Origin of the sequence: Nocardia sp. NBC_01499 (genome assembly GCF_045040275.1) — a bacterium.
Lineage (GTDB): Bacteria > Actinomycetota > Actinomycetes > Mycobacteriales > Mycobacteriaceae > Nocardia.
Map to the genome: position 1 here is coordinate 7,723,163 of NZ_CP109426.1, position 14,474 is coordinate 7,737,636.

Genomic DNA, 14,474 nt, shown 5'->3' on the forward strand with positions numbered 1-14,474 from the left:
GATCGAGCCGGTCTTCCTCGCGCAGCCAGCGCAGATAGCTCACGGGGATCTTGAGTTTCGTGCCGATCTGGGAATCAGCCGCAGCGGTAGGTAGATAGAGTCCGGCGACGTCAGTGACGCCGTTGTCGTCGATGACCGGTGGCACATCGAGGAGTTCGAGCATGCCGTCACGGGCACACATCGACGTAGCCGGTGCGACGACATCGACCTTGCTCGCTTGCTGCTGTTGCAGCATGGCGACCATGTCACCGAAATCGGCATGACGAACGAACTGTGGATTCGACATGAGAAAGCCTTTCTGAGAGCAGACTTCAACGGCACGAAATATGTTGTGGAGCAACCCTGTTCAGCTGCCCCGGGCAACGAAATGTCGTTATCGGACTTTCGGCGAGTAGTACCGTCGCGGGGTCTATAGGGCCCACCGGTGGGTGCCCGCGCAGGGGAGTGGGTGGGTGCCGCGTAGCCAGGCCAGCACGGCAGTCAGGGTCGGTGCGCCCACAACAGTGACGCCTGTGCTTGCGCCGAACTCGGGCAGCAGCGGCTCCGGCACGACAGCGTGGGTGATACCTAGCGCCGGAGCAGGATCGAACGCCGCCCAGGTCCCTTCGACCGAGCGAAGCGAGCCGTCGAGACCGAGCGCGGCTGCGAACAGGATCTTGTCCAGACAGGGTGAACGAACTGCCCCCCTAGCCGCCAGGACCGATACACCTACCGCCAGATCAGCGATCCCGGCAGGCTGTGGCACAGAGGGAATCGACAAGCAAACCATGGCATCAGGCCACCGCTCGCCGCTGTTGAACAGCGCGGCCCGCACGCGATCCCGGCACTCCCGAGTCACGTTCGTACACAGCGCGTCGGTAGGGGAGCAGACGCTGAGCGTGGCTGTCACCGGCAATGGCTCGGCGTGCTGAGCTGCCAACGTGACCGACCACGCCACTCCCCGGTTCATCGCAGACCCCGCTCTACAGCCAGAGCTTCGGTGACAGTGGCTGATGGATGCGCGGTCGAAGAGAGGGCGGGCAGAGCGGCGATGACATCGTCGGCGCACGTCATCAAACGGGCACGACCATCGGCAATCATGCGATGGCAACCCACCGACGCCGCCGACATGACCGGTCCTGGCACCGCCCACGTCGGACGCTGGAGCCGGTTGGCCCAGCCGATGGTGTTGGCGGTGCCGCTGCGTAACCCGGCTTCGACCGCAATCACCGCAGACGAAAGCCCCGCGGTCAGCCGATTCCGCGCCAGAAACTGGCCCTTGTACGGGATCGTCCCGGGCGGGTATTCACTCAGGATCAACCCGGACTCGGCAATCTGGGCAAGGAGCCGCTCATGGGCAGCGGGATAGGCGCGATCGACCCCGCACGCAAGGATCGCGATTGTCGCGGTATTGGTGGCGAGCGCACCACGATGAGCGACAGCGTCGATACCGAACGCGGCACCGGAAACGATGCTCCAGCCGCGTGCCGCGAAATCGCTGGTGATCTCGCAGGTGACTTGGTTTCCGTACTCGGTGCTCGCGCGAGCACCGATGACCGCGATCGCACGGTCGGTCGCGACACGCAATGACAGTGGTCCACGAGCCCACAACGCCACTGGAGCAACGAATTCCGGGTTCTCGCAGTCAGCGTCGAATGCGCGGAGGAGATCGGCTGGCCACTCGTTATCGTCGGGGGTGATCAGACGGCCGCCGAGGCGATGGAGGTGATCCAGGTCCCGTGCTGCGGTGTCGAAGCTGTGGCCCCGTTCGAGAACACGACGGTCGAGCGCGACCGGGACATCACCGGCCACCACCGCGGTAGCGGCCTGCTCGACACCCAACTGTGCGATCAGGCTCTGCAGCGGGCGGCACGGACCCGATGCCGCACGCGACAACAATGCCCAGGCCCGGCGCCGCGCATCGGCGCTCATCGCCTCGCCCTGCCGCACAACGAGAACCAGGCACGGTAGCGCTGCCCGGCACCGAAACAGACACCGAGCCTGCGCCTGGCTCGGCGACGACCGGGTGTGATGCGGTGGGTGACCGTAGGTGTCAGGCCGATTCGGCCCGTCACCGAAAGATGAACGAACAAAAGCTGATTCATGGCGTAGCTCCTTATGTAGTAGCCCGGCGGCGGGCCTGGACCGATCAGTCGATGAACCTGACGGGCTTTCGCGGATGCGTGACGCGTTCGAACACCTACAGGTGGTGCGCGTACCGGACGCTGCACGTCTACTGGCGGCGATAGGGCAAAACCGCTGACGTAGAAGTGAATTGGACGATGCCGTTCTGGCAGGGGCGCGGTAAACGAATCGGCTGCTGTGCGGGCCGGTGGGGCGGTGGGCGCACTCAACCGACACCGGCGGCGTAGTAGCGGGGTCAAAGCGGAGCTTGACTCCGCGGCCGCCGGTGTAGAGTGCGCCCGCCCACCGCCCCGACCGGCCAGCCAGCGAGAAGCCAATGTGTCATTGATCAATCTCGCGAATTATGTTGGAGTCGAACCTTTCCGGAGAACCCGGGGGAACTTTAGGGTTCTGGTTCGGCGTAGGCCGACATGTTGGCGATGTCGAGGCTTGCTTGCCAGTTCCGCCACGCGCCCTCGATCGAGGGGCGTGAGGTGTCCGAGGCGACCAAGACCGCGTAAGCACGGCCGAAATCGATCGCGTCACCAGAGCTGATACCGGCGGCGTCGCAAAACCCTCGTGCGTAGCCGATTGCTTCGAAGCACATCAACTGAGCCTGACGGTTTTCGATCGCCCGCAACCACTGCTCGTCGGTCGGTATCGGGTTCATGACGAGGCCTCGGGCAAGTCGATCTCGATACCGAGCCCCCGCATTGCCTCGGCACCAGATCGACCGAGTCGGCGCACGGTCAGTGGGTCCAAGCCGATTTCGAGCGACGCCTCGAGCAAGAGTGCGAAGTGATGATAGGGAACGGCATCCAGTGCTGTCTGCACGGCGATCCCGGCCAGGGGACCGTTGCCGCGAACGTAGGCGCTGTAGGCCAGCAGCGTCGCGGCCTCGGCGCGTTCGGGACTAGGCAGCGTTCGGGTCAGATGTGTCCACAACGCCTCAGCTGGACGCGCGTAGTTACTTAGCGCAGTCGCCAACAATCCATCTCGAACACGGCGATCAGCCAGTATGACGGCGAGCTCGGCGGCTCGATAATCCGTTGGCAGGCAACCGGAATCGAGTGCGGCGATCACCTTGAGTACGCGCTTGAGTGCCCACCGGGTGCCGCCATCGGGGTCTCCGTCTAAGAGTTTCGCTGCATAGCGGCGCTGGACTGTGGCCCTCGCCGACGGCAACGACCGGCCGACCTGTTCGGCCTTTTCCGGATCCAGTTCCACCAAGGCGACCAGCTCGGCACGGGACGCAAAGACCTGGTTGTCCACGCCGCTCAGGGCGACCGCGGCCACCGAGGTTTCTGGGTCCGGAATCGCGCCCTGGTCACGGTCCCCGAGCACGCTCCACCACAGCTGCCCTGACTCGATCGCCGCTGTCGCCCAGCCGCCCACCAGTCCGATCTCAGCATCATCGAGATGCTGGGCGAGGGCAGTGATCAGCGCGACGTTTGCTTGAGGCTCAGCTGTGACCCACGGAGGGGGAGGGGTGGTAACTCGGTCATCGACAATGACCGCCAGGACCTCGGTGGAATCGGCAGAATCACAGATCCTGATGACAGCGTTAGCAATGATTTCAGCAAGATCGCCGGTGAATTCAGCGGGCAGTTCAAGGTCGAATCGCAGGACAGCAGACACGAATGCTGAACCAATCTGGGGCTCACACGCGGAATCTGTCAGCACCACCACAAGCAGGGACCGTTCAGGAACAAAGCCGAGCATGGCCGGAACTGCGGCGACGAGATCGCCGGGCTCATCAAGATAGGACACGGGAACTCCTTTGCTGGAGAACAGGATTGGAGCGACCAAACCGAGACCATCGGTTCGTCGCCGCTCGCCGACGGCGAGCGATCAACCCACCCCAGACCTCGCTATGAGTCGTTGGGCGGTGGGCGCACTCCAGCTACGCCGGTGGCGCGCTGACGGGCGTCAAGGCGCACGCTCTTCGCGCCTTGACCCCGTTGCCACCGGCGTAGAGTGCGCCCGCCCGCCGCCCAACGGCTCGTGGGAACGCGTCAGGACGACGAGAGTGTTGCAATCCGCTGCTGGGCGATTACGCCAGCGAACAGCGAGAAAAGGGCCGCCTCGTCGGCAGAAACGATTGATTCGGTGATCGGAGGATGGTTGCGGTGCTGGTCGCGCCAGCCGTGCCAAGAAGACTGGCTCGTGTTGACAGCTGCACCCGCCGCGCAATCGATGCCAGACGCTACCGTCGTCGCCACTGCGGTTACGCTCACTCTGGCGCTACCAGTCGGTCGGACAATGTCGAGTGATAGGAGGTATCACATGACAGTTCGGGTTGAGTGGTTTTGGGTGCTGGATTCGGCTCTGCTATGCCTGGCTAGCGTGACTGGGAAGACATTCTTGAGCACCGTTGCCGGTGAGAACGTGATGGTTCATTTGCCGTCCGCGTCCGACGTTGTCACTGTGGGTGAAGGCTTGCGCCCGCCGGTGGATGTGACGATCTCGACGACTAATTCCTGGGGAGACGTCGTTGGAAAGACGGTGACGGGCGAGTATTTTGTGGAGATCGAGCGACTGGCGCTTACCGCGGAGCTGTCATACTCGGCAGGAAAACTACAAGCTGTTGTCGAGCGTATCGTTGCAGCAATGGACTCTTGGTGGTCCTCCGCAGAAGCGTGGTTGGAGATCGTTACCGGACAACGCCTGACGCTAGAGGGCCAGCGTCCCGTCGTAAAAGTTGGGAATAAGACGCCGGTGTGGCAGGTGATGCCGGATGGTTCACTCTCGAAACCGTTCCCGATTGTGAGTAGAGTCGTTTTGCCAATTGGGGCAGATATGCCACTGGTGACAGAGGAAGTTCTGCAGCGGTGCTTCACGCTCGCAGCTGCGAGTGCGATGCCGGCGTTTCCGTGGCCCCTTGTCAGGGAGGCGCGATCACTACATGCGGCGGGCCAATACCGACGTGCCGTGATCGATGCGAGCGGTGCAGCAGAAGTGGCCGTGAAGAATATTCTGAATGCACAATTGTCCGTAACAGTGCCCCAAGGAATCGCAGACCGACTGACTCGCCGAGAGCTTACTCTTGGTGCGAGCGTTGAGATCTTGAGGGCGACTGGGTATAGCGGGTTGCCAGCGAACTTTACGAGAGATCTTGTTGCAGTCCGGAACCGTGCTGTGCACCTCGATAACGGAACAGGACAACGGGAAACGACGCGCACCGAGAGCGCCACGACCATCGCACTGGCCGGTGACGTTGTCGAGGCGGCGTTTCCGCTGCCGTCTGGACTGACCAGGCTATGGTGATGCGCGTTCGACGATCCGGGCGTACGTGCCGGTTCAGCGTACGAGCCGCAATGATGCTTCTCGCGACCTATCGCTGAATCTGGCATCTTCCGGGCGTGCGGCGGTATGTGGGCGACACCTTACTAGCAAGGTTCTGACGGAAGGAATTGAAGCTGATGGGCAAGCAGGGCAGCCGGTGGCGAAACTATGAAGAAGTTGCGCGCTTTCTCCTGAACGAGATGGCTGCCGAGTTGGGACTCGAACGGGTTGAGGGCAAGCAGCATCTGGTCGGCGAGGCGGGTACCGAGTGGGAAGTCGATGCCAAAGGAGTAAAGCTCGGTGATGAAGGGATCGTGCTGGTCGAGTGCAAGCGATATCCGACGAAGCGAGTCGATCAAGAGACTGTCGGGGGTTTTGCCTACCGGATAAAAGATCTCGGCGCCGCAGGCGGAATCCTTGTTAGTCCGCTGGGTTTTCAAAGGGGCGCGCAGCTGATTGCCGGTAAGGAGGGTATCGTAGAAGTGCATCTTGATGCGGATTCCAAACCCCACCAGTACGTTATGCACTTCTTGAACACGACTTTTGTTGGGATACCGGTCGTCGTCCCACCGCGACCCAGTGCTACGACTGTTACGACGACTGACGGGGATGGACCGGTGGCAAACAGGTAGACGGCGGCTACTGACGGGGGGTCGGTGTGGCGGTGGGAACTAAAATCCTGCGTGAAGGGCAGCGTTCATGAACGAATAGCTGGTCAAAACGACCAGCCATGTCTGAATCAGGGAATTGGAATCCGTATGGTCACCGAAGAGTTGGGAATCCGATTCAATCTCGACACGGTCCACGAGCGCAGCGTTCAACAGTGTTCGGGCCAGCTCGTGCTCTTCACGACTGTACGAAAAGCTGAGGTGTGCAGCCGTGTTTATGTCGAAACTCGGGCCTATCGGCCGAGCGAGACGCTCCTCTCCGAATCGACAGGTCAGCAAATATGTAGCCGATTCCAACGTCGAAGCAATAACGGTTCGACCGAGGGACAGCTTTTGGAACATTATTAGGATTTCTTCTTCTGAGACGAAGTCCAGTATGCCCCATTCGAGATTGGGATCGGCACCGATCCTTTTCATGCCTTCATGGATGTTACCAAGGAATCTTGTGATGTCGACTAACTGTCGATTCTCTGACGTCAGTGCGGTAGTGTCGCTGGAGTAATTCGAGCCGAATAGTGATAGTAATGTACCGAGGTCTTCCATTGGTTGGGCCCCCGTAACAAAGTTTAGGATCGCTTCATCTCTTCGGGTTTCGATATGGTCGGGGCCGAAGATTGCGCAGTCTATATTGTACGCCTCCCGCGCGAGGGTCGCTGCCTTTTTCTGATCGCCTAAGGCATACAAGGTCTGCGCGAGATGGAGGAGAGGGGCGGGAAGTCGAGGGCGGAAGCTCGACGGCATAATGCGGAATATCGTGATTGCCTTTTCCAGGTCTGCCCGCGCGTCGTTGTAATGCCCCTGAGCGTGGTGGAGCCGACCTCGGATCGCGAATACATCAGCATATACCTGTGAAGTGTGACCGAATTCGCATTCGGTCGCAAGTTGCTCTGCCTCGGTCACCAACGCCTGGGCCAGCTCTAGGTTATAGGCTGAGATGGCGGCGTCGCCGCCGCTCAGGAGATGGGCGATACGTGCTTTGGGTGGGATATCTGCGACTCCATCGGAGCGGCGCTGGAGGTCCACGATGGCCAACTCATAGTTCAGCGAGGCTTGCATGTCCCCCTGGTCGCGATAAACAGTCGAGGCAGCGCCGTACGCTCTCACCTTTATAACAGCCGGTATATCCGACCTGGGGTTATCGACGATTTGCAACGCCTGTTCGATTACTGTGGCTGCATCGTCGGGGCGATGCAACATCCGCAGGACATTCGCATGAGTAATGAAAAGCGCTGCTCGGAAGTCGTCCTCAAAATTTATATCATACAACTCTGCGACTTGTATGAGTATCTTCTGTGCTATGTCTGAGCGTCCATGATCCGTCGCTACTGACTCAGCGGCAGCTACCGCTGATACGACTAGCTGTGGCTTGCCGAGCTGTTTGCCAAATTCGATGTTCTCGGCGATCGCATCTAGAGCTTCGTCAACCTGACCCCCTAGGGAGTATGCTTGTACTAGTTGTATACGGACTTGCGCTGCGACTAGCAGCCACATCGGGTCTCCGCTGACGGCTGCGTTTTTCATCGCAGATTCCACTCCACGCTTCCCGAAGTCGACCGCTGTCCAGCCATGTGGCGTAGCGGCCTCATTCGGCCCCACGAGCGCAAGTCTCTGTGCTAGTAGCATTGCGACAAAGATCGGGGCCGACCCAACGAAACCGTGGTCGAATGCTGCTGAGGTTACGTAGGCTGCTGGACTGAGGTAGTCGCGGAGCTCGGGCGCGGAGCCAAAGAACGAATCCGGTTGTATTTGAGGAACAAACAGTCCAATTCCTGCCTCAAGCCACGGTCGCGGGTCTTGCGTACGACATTGTGCGACCAGGGCAATGAGGGGGTGGATTGACAGTTGGCCTCTCCGCACCGTGATTAATGACATTCTCGCTAGACCCTCGATAGCTCGATCACGAGAACTTTTGTTGCGGAGTGTCTTTCGCATTTCGCGAGCGGCGGGGTCGGCCAAGGGGTTGGGAGTTTCGGGAGGATGGGACGGAGTGCGCCGCAAGCGATGCCACCAAGAGCTATTTTTGGGGCTATCGGCGAGGCGTGTCTGGTGAGGGGGTTGGATCGTCGCAATTGTGATGGGTGCGTCGAAGATTGATTCGGGGATCGGGGTCGGCCCGAGAAATGCCATGAGGGTAAGCAAGGTTATCGAGTCAGGTGATTTGACCTCAACCGCTTCGATGTTCAGCCGTATGGATTCAATGATTGACACCGGATGGCCCGATGCTCGGCCCAGCTGTAAGGTTTCGGTCGGAGCTTCGTGGAGCCGCGTAATGTACTCGGCGATCGATCGTTCCACCACACGGCAATGATCTACGGCTTGGTTCAGCGCCAGGGGATGGTCGTGCAGCTCCCGGCGGAGTTGGTCGTGAGCATCGGTGCGTTCGTGGGCAAGATGCTCTTCGAGAAAGTGTTTGCTCTCACCGTGCTTCCAAGCGCCGAGGACCAGCTCTCGGTATCCGATATCAAGATTGGCCACTGTTGTGGTGATCAAGATGCGGCACAGCGCTCGCCGGGGTATCAAGCCCTCTAAAGTCGCGGAGTCGGTGACTCCGTCAAGGATCAGCAATGTTCCCGAGGTCGCGGGCAAAGCGGGGGTCACTGGAACACGGGCTTCTACAAGCCCGGTGCTGTCCGGATTATTGAGGGTGTGACTCAGCTGCTGCAGGGCTGTTACGACGTCAGCGCGGCTATTAGCGCTGACGAATATAGGCTGCATTATGTCGGAGCACTGGGAAGCGAATTGTGTTGCCACACTAGTTTTTCCGACGCCAGTCATGCCTCGAATGCTGACTGGGGCAACCGGCTTGACGCCTCCCGGATCGAGCAGCGTTGTCAGATCGGCCAGTGCCTGGGATCGGCCAACAAATCTATCGTCGGCCTCCCACCTGAATCCAGCTTCGGGAAGGTCGCGGGCGATCAGACGGTCGTGCTCGTGCAGGACTATAGTCTCGGCCTCGGCGGCAGGAAGGACCCTGCTGGCGAGTGCCGCAGCGTCCTTAGCGTCGAGGCGGGGAAATAGTTTGGTGACCAGCTGTAGCCGTGTGTCAGGGGCCGGGGCGAGGGGAGATCCCACGCTCAGTTCGATGATTCGTGAGCACAGAGCCTCAAAGCTTTCCTTCGCAAATCGAGGGCTTGCCCCTCGGTCATGCTTCTCCAATAGTTTGGCAGTGGCCTCGGCCCCCACGGCGAGAGCCTCGTTCTTCCGTGGCAACGGTTCTGAAAGAAGTTCCAGGTCCCGAAGGAAGCAACGGGCCTGTGCGGATGGGATTTTCGTATTCTTGATTGCCCAGTCAACGAATGAGGGTGGAGGGTCACTTCCTGCGACTACGTGCGCGTGATATTCACGTGCCTCTTTGACGAAGCCGGCGTTGGACCAGAACGCTGGCTGGCAGTTTCGGTCAGCCTCGGTCCACTGTCTGTATAGGCTATCGATCACCTTTACCAGTTGTGCTGGACTCCACCCACTGTCCCCGCTGCGCTGATGAGGTTCTTTGTGTTTGATGGACACCAGCTTCGGTCGGCGACCGTGATACAGCATGATCAGATCGGCGGAGTGCTGGAGCGCGATTCCCTCGATATCGGTTCCCGCTACCAGTTCCCGAACTAGGGCGAGCGCGGCTATATGTTTCTCGAAGCGGATCCAGTCCTCCGTCTGTGGACCAGTGTTGACCTGGTCTTTCGGCAAACGGCGAATCTGGGCGAGACCTTCCCCCGTGTCCGTCACACTGCAAGAGTACGACTGTGGTCCGACACTTGATGGCTCTTCTCGCGAAGGCTTGCGACCTGCGGCTTCCTGGCCCCTCGATGGTGCTTGATGAGCTGTTGGCGGTCAGGGGCGGAGTAGGGCTACGCTGGACCTTGTTAAGAGGTCGATGCCGGACCCGACGCGTTTAGTGACCGGCGAGGTCTCCTGACTGTGGCTCCAGGCGCTTCACCTACTCAGGTGCGCCACGTAGCGGGTATTTGCTGACGGGATGCTGACGGACAGATTTGTCGGCGTGTTGCTGGGGCGACACGCCGGTGGGGTGGTTGAGAAGGTTTGTCGTCCGAGCCCTGCGGGTAGAGAGAGGGACGTTGCAGTCAGGGCCGCGCGCCGCGGCCGGATCCGACTGGGGTGATACGGGCCTACCAGCTACAGATGAGCCACAACCTGCCATAACGGCTCTCCATTTACTCTCCACATTGGTTGCCATAAGGCCCCAGAACGGGCCATATGGCAAGTTCATCGTGGGAGGAAAGCGCCTGGTAGGGCGCCATATTTGCCATATGGCCCGTGCTGGGATACGCGCCCCCAGCAGGAATCGAACCTGCGACCTCTTTGCTTCGGAGGCTTGTGGCTGGACTGACGCACGAGGCGCTTTTCTAAGGTCGTACAGCGGACTTCATCAGGCCGCGAGGGGGTGGGGCTCGCTGGTGAGTGCTGCGAGCGCATCGGCTACTTCCTGGACGCTGGCTCGGATGTATGTAGCTGTCTGTCCGCTTCGGCTGTCGGGTTCTGTGTGTCCGGCGTAGGCGCGGGCGACGGCGTAACTGTAGTGGCGTTCTACCCATGTGAGGGTGGTGTGGCGTAGCCAGTGCGTGCTGATCTGTTGGCGGGCAACCCACTCCAAGTGTTGACCGATTCGGTTCCACAGCGAGTCGTAGCGGCGGCGGGTGACAGGCTGGCCGTTGCGGTAACGGAGCAAAGGACCGGTTTTGATGGTCGGGGTTGGGTGTCGTTCGGCGATATGGTTGAGGAATGCCTGCATCAGGGTGGGGGAGATGGGCTGCCACCGCACTGTTTCACCCTTCTCGCGGAGGAAGATGAGGCATTGCTCGGGGTCGAGGTCCTTCGGACGTAGGGCGAGGGCTCCGCAGCGGCGACAGGCTGTTTCGATGTGTAGTCGCAGCAACAGTGCGTCGAGGTGTGGGTCGTTTCCGGTTGTGGCCGCTACGTGGACGATCTCGGCGAGTTTGCTGTGGGAGATCGCTCGTCTGGTGCTGGCCAGGCGGCGCGGTTTGGCTACTTGGCGCGCGGGGTTGTTGTCGGGGCGGATGTAGCGGTCTTCTTCGGCCCGGCGGTAGAGGTAGCGTGCGGCGGCGATAAGGGTTTCGGCCGCGCTGCGGCCGCCGCGGGAGTTGCGGCGGACGATGGCGTTGTGTTTGGTCTGTTCAGCGAGCTGCCTGAGTTCTGGTGCCGTGGGTTCGGTGAGGACGCGCTCACCCCAGGCGTCTTCGATGCGTTGCAAGTAGGTGCCGTAGACGCGAAGAGTGCTGTGCGGCATCGAGGACGTGATGGTGGCGATGTACTCGCCGACGGTAGGTACGGTCGCTGCCGTGGCTTGGAGAAGCTGTTCGGGGGTGAACCCCAGACGTTCGAGGAGCAGTCGCGCCGCCTCGATTTCGGCTGCCGCTGTCATGACGCGATGCGTGATGTTTGTTGGTGAAGAGAGGCGAGATTGTCGTCGACAACCGAAAATGGATAGACGAACATCGCTCGCCGAGTGTCAGCCGTCAAGTAATTCCCCCAGGTGAGGGGTAGTTCCGTCACGGAATTCCCCCACTGTCCGTCACTCAATTCCTCCACCGGCCGTCACGTAATTCCCCCACCTGGCGGTGTGTCGCCGGTCGGCGTGTCTCGCACACATGTTCGCTTGTCCTCGACGGTTGTTCCGGCGAGGAGAGCGAGAAAGAGATGGCGAGGAGGAGTTTCTCGATGTTCGATCTTGTCGAGCTCTACACCCACTGGCAGGCCGGTCGCGGACAACGCGAACTGGCGGCATCGCTGGGGATCGACCGGAAAACGATCCGGAAGTACGTCGCGCCAGCGGTTGCCGCTGGCATAACACCGGGCGCGAGCCCACCCCTTTCTGCTGAGCAGTGGGCCGAGCGAGTCGCGGAATGGTTTCCCGCACTGCATGATCCGGGCGCGCGGGCAGTGACATGGTCGTTGATCGACCCGCACGCTGAGCGGATCAAGTCCTGGCTGGGTCACCGTGTCACGGTCGCCACGATCGCGCAACGCTTACGCGACGACCACGGGGTGGACGTATCGGAATCATCTGTACGCCGTTGGATAGCAACACATTTCGCTGACGAGGCCGCCCGGGCCAAAGTGACGGTGATGCGCCCGCCGGTGCCACCGGGCAGCGAAGCCCAGATCGATTACGGCCGGCTCGGGTCGTGGTTCGATCCGACCTCGGGGCGGCGGGTGACGGTGCAGGCGTTCGTGATGGTGCTCTCGTGCTCGCGGATGCCGTTCCTGCAACCGGTGCTGTCGATGGATCAAACATCGTGGTGCGCTTCCCATGTCGCGGCATTCGAGTTCTTCGGCGGAGTCCCCGCCCGGCTCGTGATCGACAACCTACGCACCGGCGTCGACAAACCCGATCTCTACGACCCGAAACTCAACCGCACCTACGCCGAACTCGCCGTCCACTACCAGACGTTGATCGACCCGGCTCGGGTCCGCAAACCGAAGGATAAACCACGCGTCGAACGTCAAATGCAGTACATTCGCGATTCCTTCTGGCGTGGAAGGGAATTCAGCACCCTGGCCCAGATGCAAGGTGAAGCCATCCGGTGGTGCTGCGACGTCGCGGGGTTGCGGAATTCGCGGGCGCTCGACGGTGGGCAACCGTTGCCGGTGTTCGAAGCGACAGAACGCGACGCGCTGATGCCATTGCCGGCGGCGCCGTTCGTGTTGTCGGTGTGGTCGACCGGGAAAGTCGGGCTCGACACCCACATCAAGATCGGGAAAGCGTTGTATTCGGTGCCGTGGCGGCTGATCGGGCAAACCCTGCACGCCCGCACCAGCGGTGACATCGTGCAGATCTTCCGCGACCAGCACGTCGTCGCGACCCATGTCCGCCGCCTGGCGGGGCGGGCGACGAATATGGAGCACTATCCGCCCGAGACCATCGCGTTCCACCTGCAAGGCCCGACCTGGTGCCGCAAGATCGCCATCGATGTCGGCCCGGCTTGCGAGCTGGTGATCGGTGATCTGTTGTCACCCAACGCGATCCACCATCTACGCGCCGCGCAAGGCATCCTTCGGCTACGCGAGAAATACGGTCTCGACCGCCTCGAAGCGGCCTGCTCACGCGCGATCGAGGTCGGCGACCCGTCCTACCGCACCGTCAAAGGCATCCTCGCGGTCGGCACCGAGACCGAAGACCCATTCGGCGGCACCGCTACCAGCGATATCGCCGAGGTCCCGGCGTTCCTGCGCGGTCCCGACCAGTTCGCCAATAACTGACCCGCCCGCCACCCGGCCAACAATTCTTTCCTAATTCTTCACTCCAGCAAGGAAATACACACTCATGTCCATCAGCGACCCCGCCCTGCGCGATGTTCTACGCGCGCTGAAACTCACCGGCATGCTCGACACTCTCGACGCCCGCCTGGCCCAAACCCGCGACGGGAAACTCGGGCACCTCGAGTTCCTGCAGGTCCTCTGCGAAGACGAGATCGCCCGCCGCGAAACCAATGCCCTGACAAGGAGGATCCGGCGAGCGAAGTTCGAAGAACAAGCCACTTTCGAGGACTTCGACTTCGCCGCGAACCCGAAACTCCCCTCGGCGATGATCCGCGACCTGGCCGCGCTGCGCTGGCTCGATTCCGGGGAATCGGTCATCCTCTACGGCCCGGTCGGAGTCGGGAAAACCCATGTCGCACAAGCACTGGGCCATGCCGTCGCCCGCCGCGGCGGTGACGTCCGCTTCGCGAAGACCAGTCGCGTTCTGGCTGATCTGGCCGGTGGTCACGCGGATCGGTCCTGGGGCAAAAGGATTCGTGAATACACTCGCCCGCACGTGTTGATCCTCGACGACTTCGCGATGCGCGAGCACACCGCCCTGCACGCCGATGACCTCTACGAGTTGATCAGCGAACGCGCGCTCAGCGCCAAGCCGCTGATCTTGACCAGCAACCGCGCTCCGAAGGACTGGTATGCCCTGTTCCCGAACCCGGTCGTCGCCGAAAGCCTGCTCGACAGACTGATCAACACCAGCCATCAGGTCTTGATGGACGGACCCTCGTTCCGGCCCCGCAAACGGCCAGGCCGACCCGCCAGCTGACCACCTCGAAGCGGCTCGCTACGCTCGCAGCGAGGCACGTCTACTGGAGGAATTCCGTGACGGCAGCCTGGGGGAATTGCCTGACGGTCGACAGCCGAGCGAGGGATACTGCGATGAGCAGCCGGTCTCCTGGTGCGATGCCACATTGATGGCGGATAGCTGCCGGGAGCCGGATGTGGCCTTCCCGTCCGATATGAGCATCACCGTTCGGATCGTCGATGGCTACGACGGCGTGCCCGTTGACTGCCAGGCGAATTCGCCGGCTGGGTTGCCACTGCAGGAGTTTGGCGGGGGCACGGTCATTGAGTTGGCCGTGGCAGCAGATCGTGGTGACGCTGTACAGATACTTCACGGTGGTGGGG

General features: G+C 61.3%; 11 protein-coding genes. 4 read left to right on the forward strand and 7 right to left on the reverse strand.

Annotated elements, in window-relative coordinates; all coding sequences use genetic code 11:
• Window positions 1-409: 409 nt before the first annotated feature.
• From OG203_RS35355 to OG203_RS35375, 5 genes are all read right to left on the reverse strand, one after another.
• Window positions 410-949: a magnesium chelatase domain-containing protein gene (locus OG203_RS35355; protein ID WP_405161547.1), complete on the reverse strand. Its 540-nt coding sequence runs from the start codon at window positions 947-949 to the stop codon at window positions 410-412.
• Window positions 946-1,911: a DNA-processing protein DprA gene (dprA, locus tag OG203_RS35360; protein ID WP_405161548.1), complete on the reverse strand. Its 966-nt coding sequence runs from the start codon at window positions 1,909-1,911 to the stop codon at window positions 946-948. The genes OG203_RS35355 and dprA overlap by 4 nt, the downstream gene beginning before the upstream one ends.
• A gap of 595 nt (window positions 1,912-2,506) precedes the next feature.
• Entirely contained in the window at window positions 2,507-2,773 is a 267-nt protein-coding gene (locus OG203_RS35365) for a hypothetical protein (protein WP_405161549.1), read from the reverse strand.
• Window positions 2,770-3,873 (reverse strand): DUF4192 domain-containing protein, encoded by a 1,104-nt coding sequence (locus OG203_RS35370; RefSeq protein ID WP_405161550.1) that lies wholly within the window; start codon window positions 3,871-3,873, stop codon window positions 2,770-2,772. The genes OG203_RS35365 and OG203_RS35370 overlap by 4 nt, the downstream gene beginning before the upstream one ends.
• Before the next feature lie 245 nt (window positions 3,874-4,118).
• Window positions 4,119-4,325 (reverse strand): hypothetical protein, encoded by a 207-nt coding sequence (locus tag OG203_RS35375; RefSeq protein WP_405161551.1) that lies wholly within the window; start codon window positions 4,323-4,325, stop codon window positions 4,119-4,121.
• A gap of 142 nt (window positions 4,326-4,467) precedes the next feature.
• Here OG203_RS35375 and OG203_RS35380 point away from each other — a divergent pair, with 142 nt between their 5' ends.
• Both OG203_RS35380 and OG203_RS35385 read left to right on the forward strand, forming a co-directional pair.
• Window positions 4,468-5,370 (forward strand): hypothetical protein, encoded by a 903-nt coding sequence (locus tag OG203_RS35380; protein ID WP_405161552.1) that lies wholly within the window; start codon window positions 4,468-4,470, stop codon window positions 5,368-5,370.
• 218 nt (window positions 5,371-5,588) lie between these two features.
• Window positions 5,589-6,020: a restriction endonuclease gene (locus OG203_RS35385; RefSeq protein ID WP_405168111.1), complete on the forward strand. Its 432-nt coding sequence runs from the start codon at window positions 5,589-5,591 to the stop codon at window positions 6,018-6,020.
• Between the two features lie 39 nt (window positions 6,021-6,059).
• Here the strand turns inward: OG203_RS35385 and OG203_RS35390 are convergent, their stop codons facing one another.
• Window positions 6,060-9,779 carry a tetratricopeptide repeat protein gene (locus OG203_RS35390; RefSeq protein ID WP_405161553.1) on the reverse strand — a complete coding sequence of 1,240 codons (3,720 nt, stop codon included), beginning with the start codon at window positions 9,777-9,779 and terminating at the stop codon, window positions 6,060-6,062.
• 661 nt (window positions 9,780-10,440) lie between these two features.
• Window positions 10,441-11,454 (reverse strand): tyrosine-type recombinase/integrase, encoded by a 1,014-nt coding sequence (locus tag OG203_RS35395; RefSeq protein ID WP_405161554.1) that lies wholly within the window; start codon window positions 11,452-11,454, stop codon window positions 10,441-10,443.
• Window positions 11,455-11,750: 296 nt separating this feature from the next.
• Here OG203_RS35395 and istA point away from each other — a divergent pair, with 296 nt between their 5' ends.
• Together istA and istB are read left to right on the forward strand one after the other, a co-directional pair.
• On the forward strand, window positions 11,751-13,292 hold the full coding sequence (gene istA, locus OG203_RS35400; RefSeq protein ID WP_405159507.1) for an IS21 family transposase: 1,542 nt from the start codon (window positions 11,751-11,753) through the stop codon (window positions 13,290-13,292).
• 64 nt (window positions 13,293-13,356) lie between these two features.
• Window positions 13,357-14,112, forward strand: a complete 756-nt coding sequence (gene istB / locus OG203_RS35405) for an IS21-like element helper ATPase IstB (RefSeq protein WP_405159506.1) — start codon at window positions 13,357-13,359, stop codon at window positions 14,110-14,112.
• Window positions 14,113-14,474 lie beyond the last annotated feature (362 nt).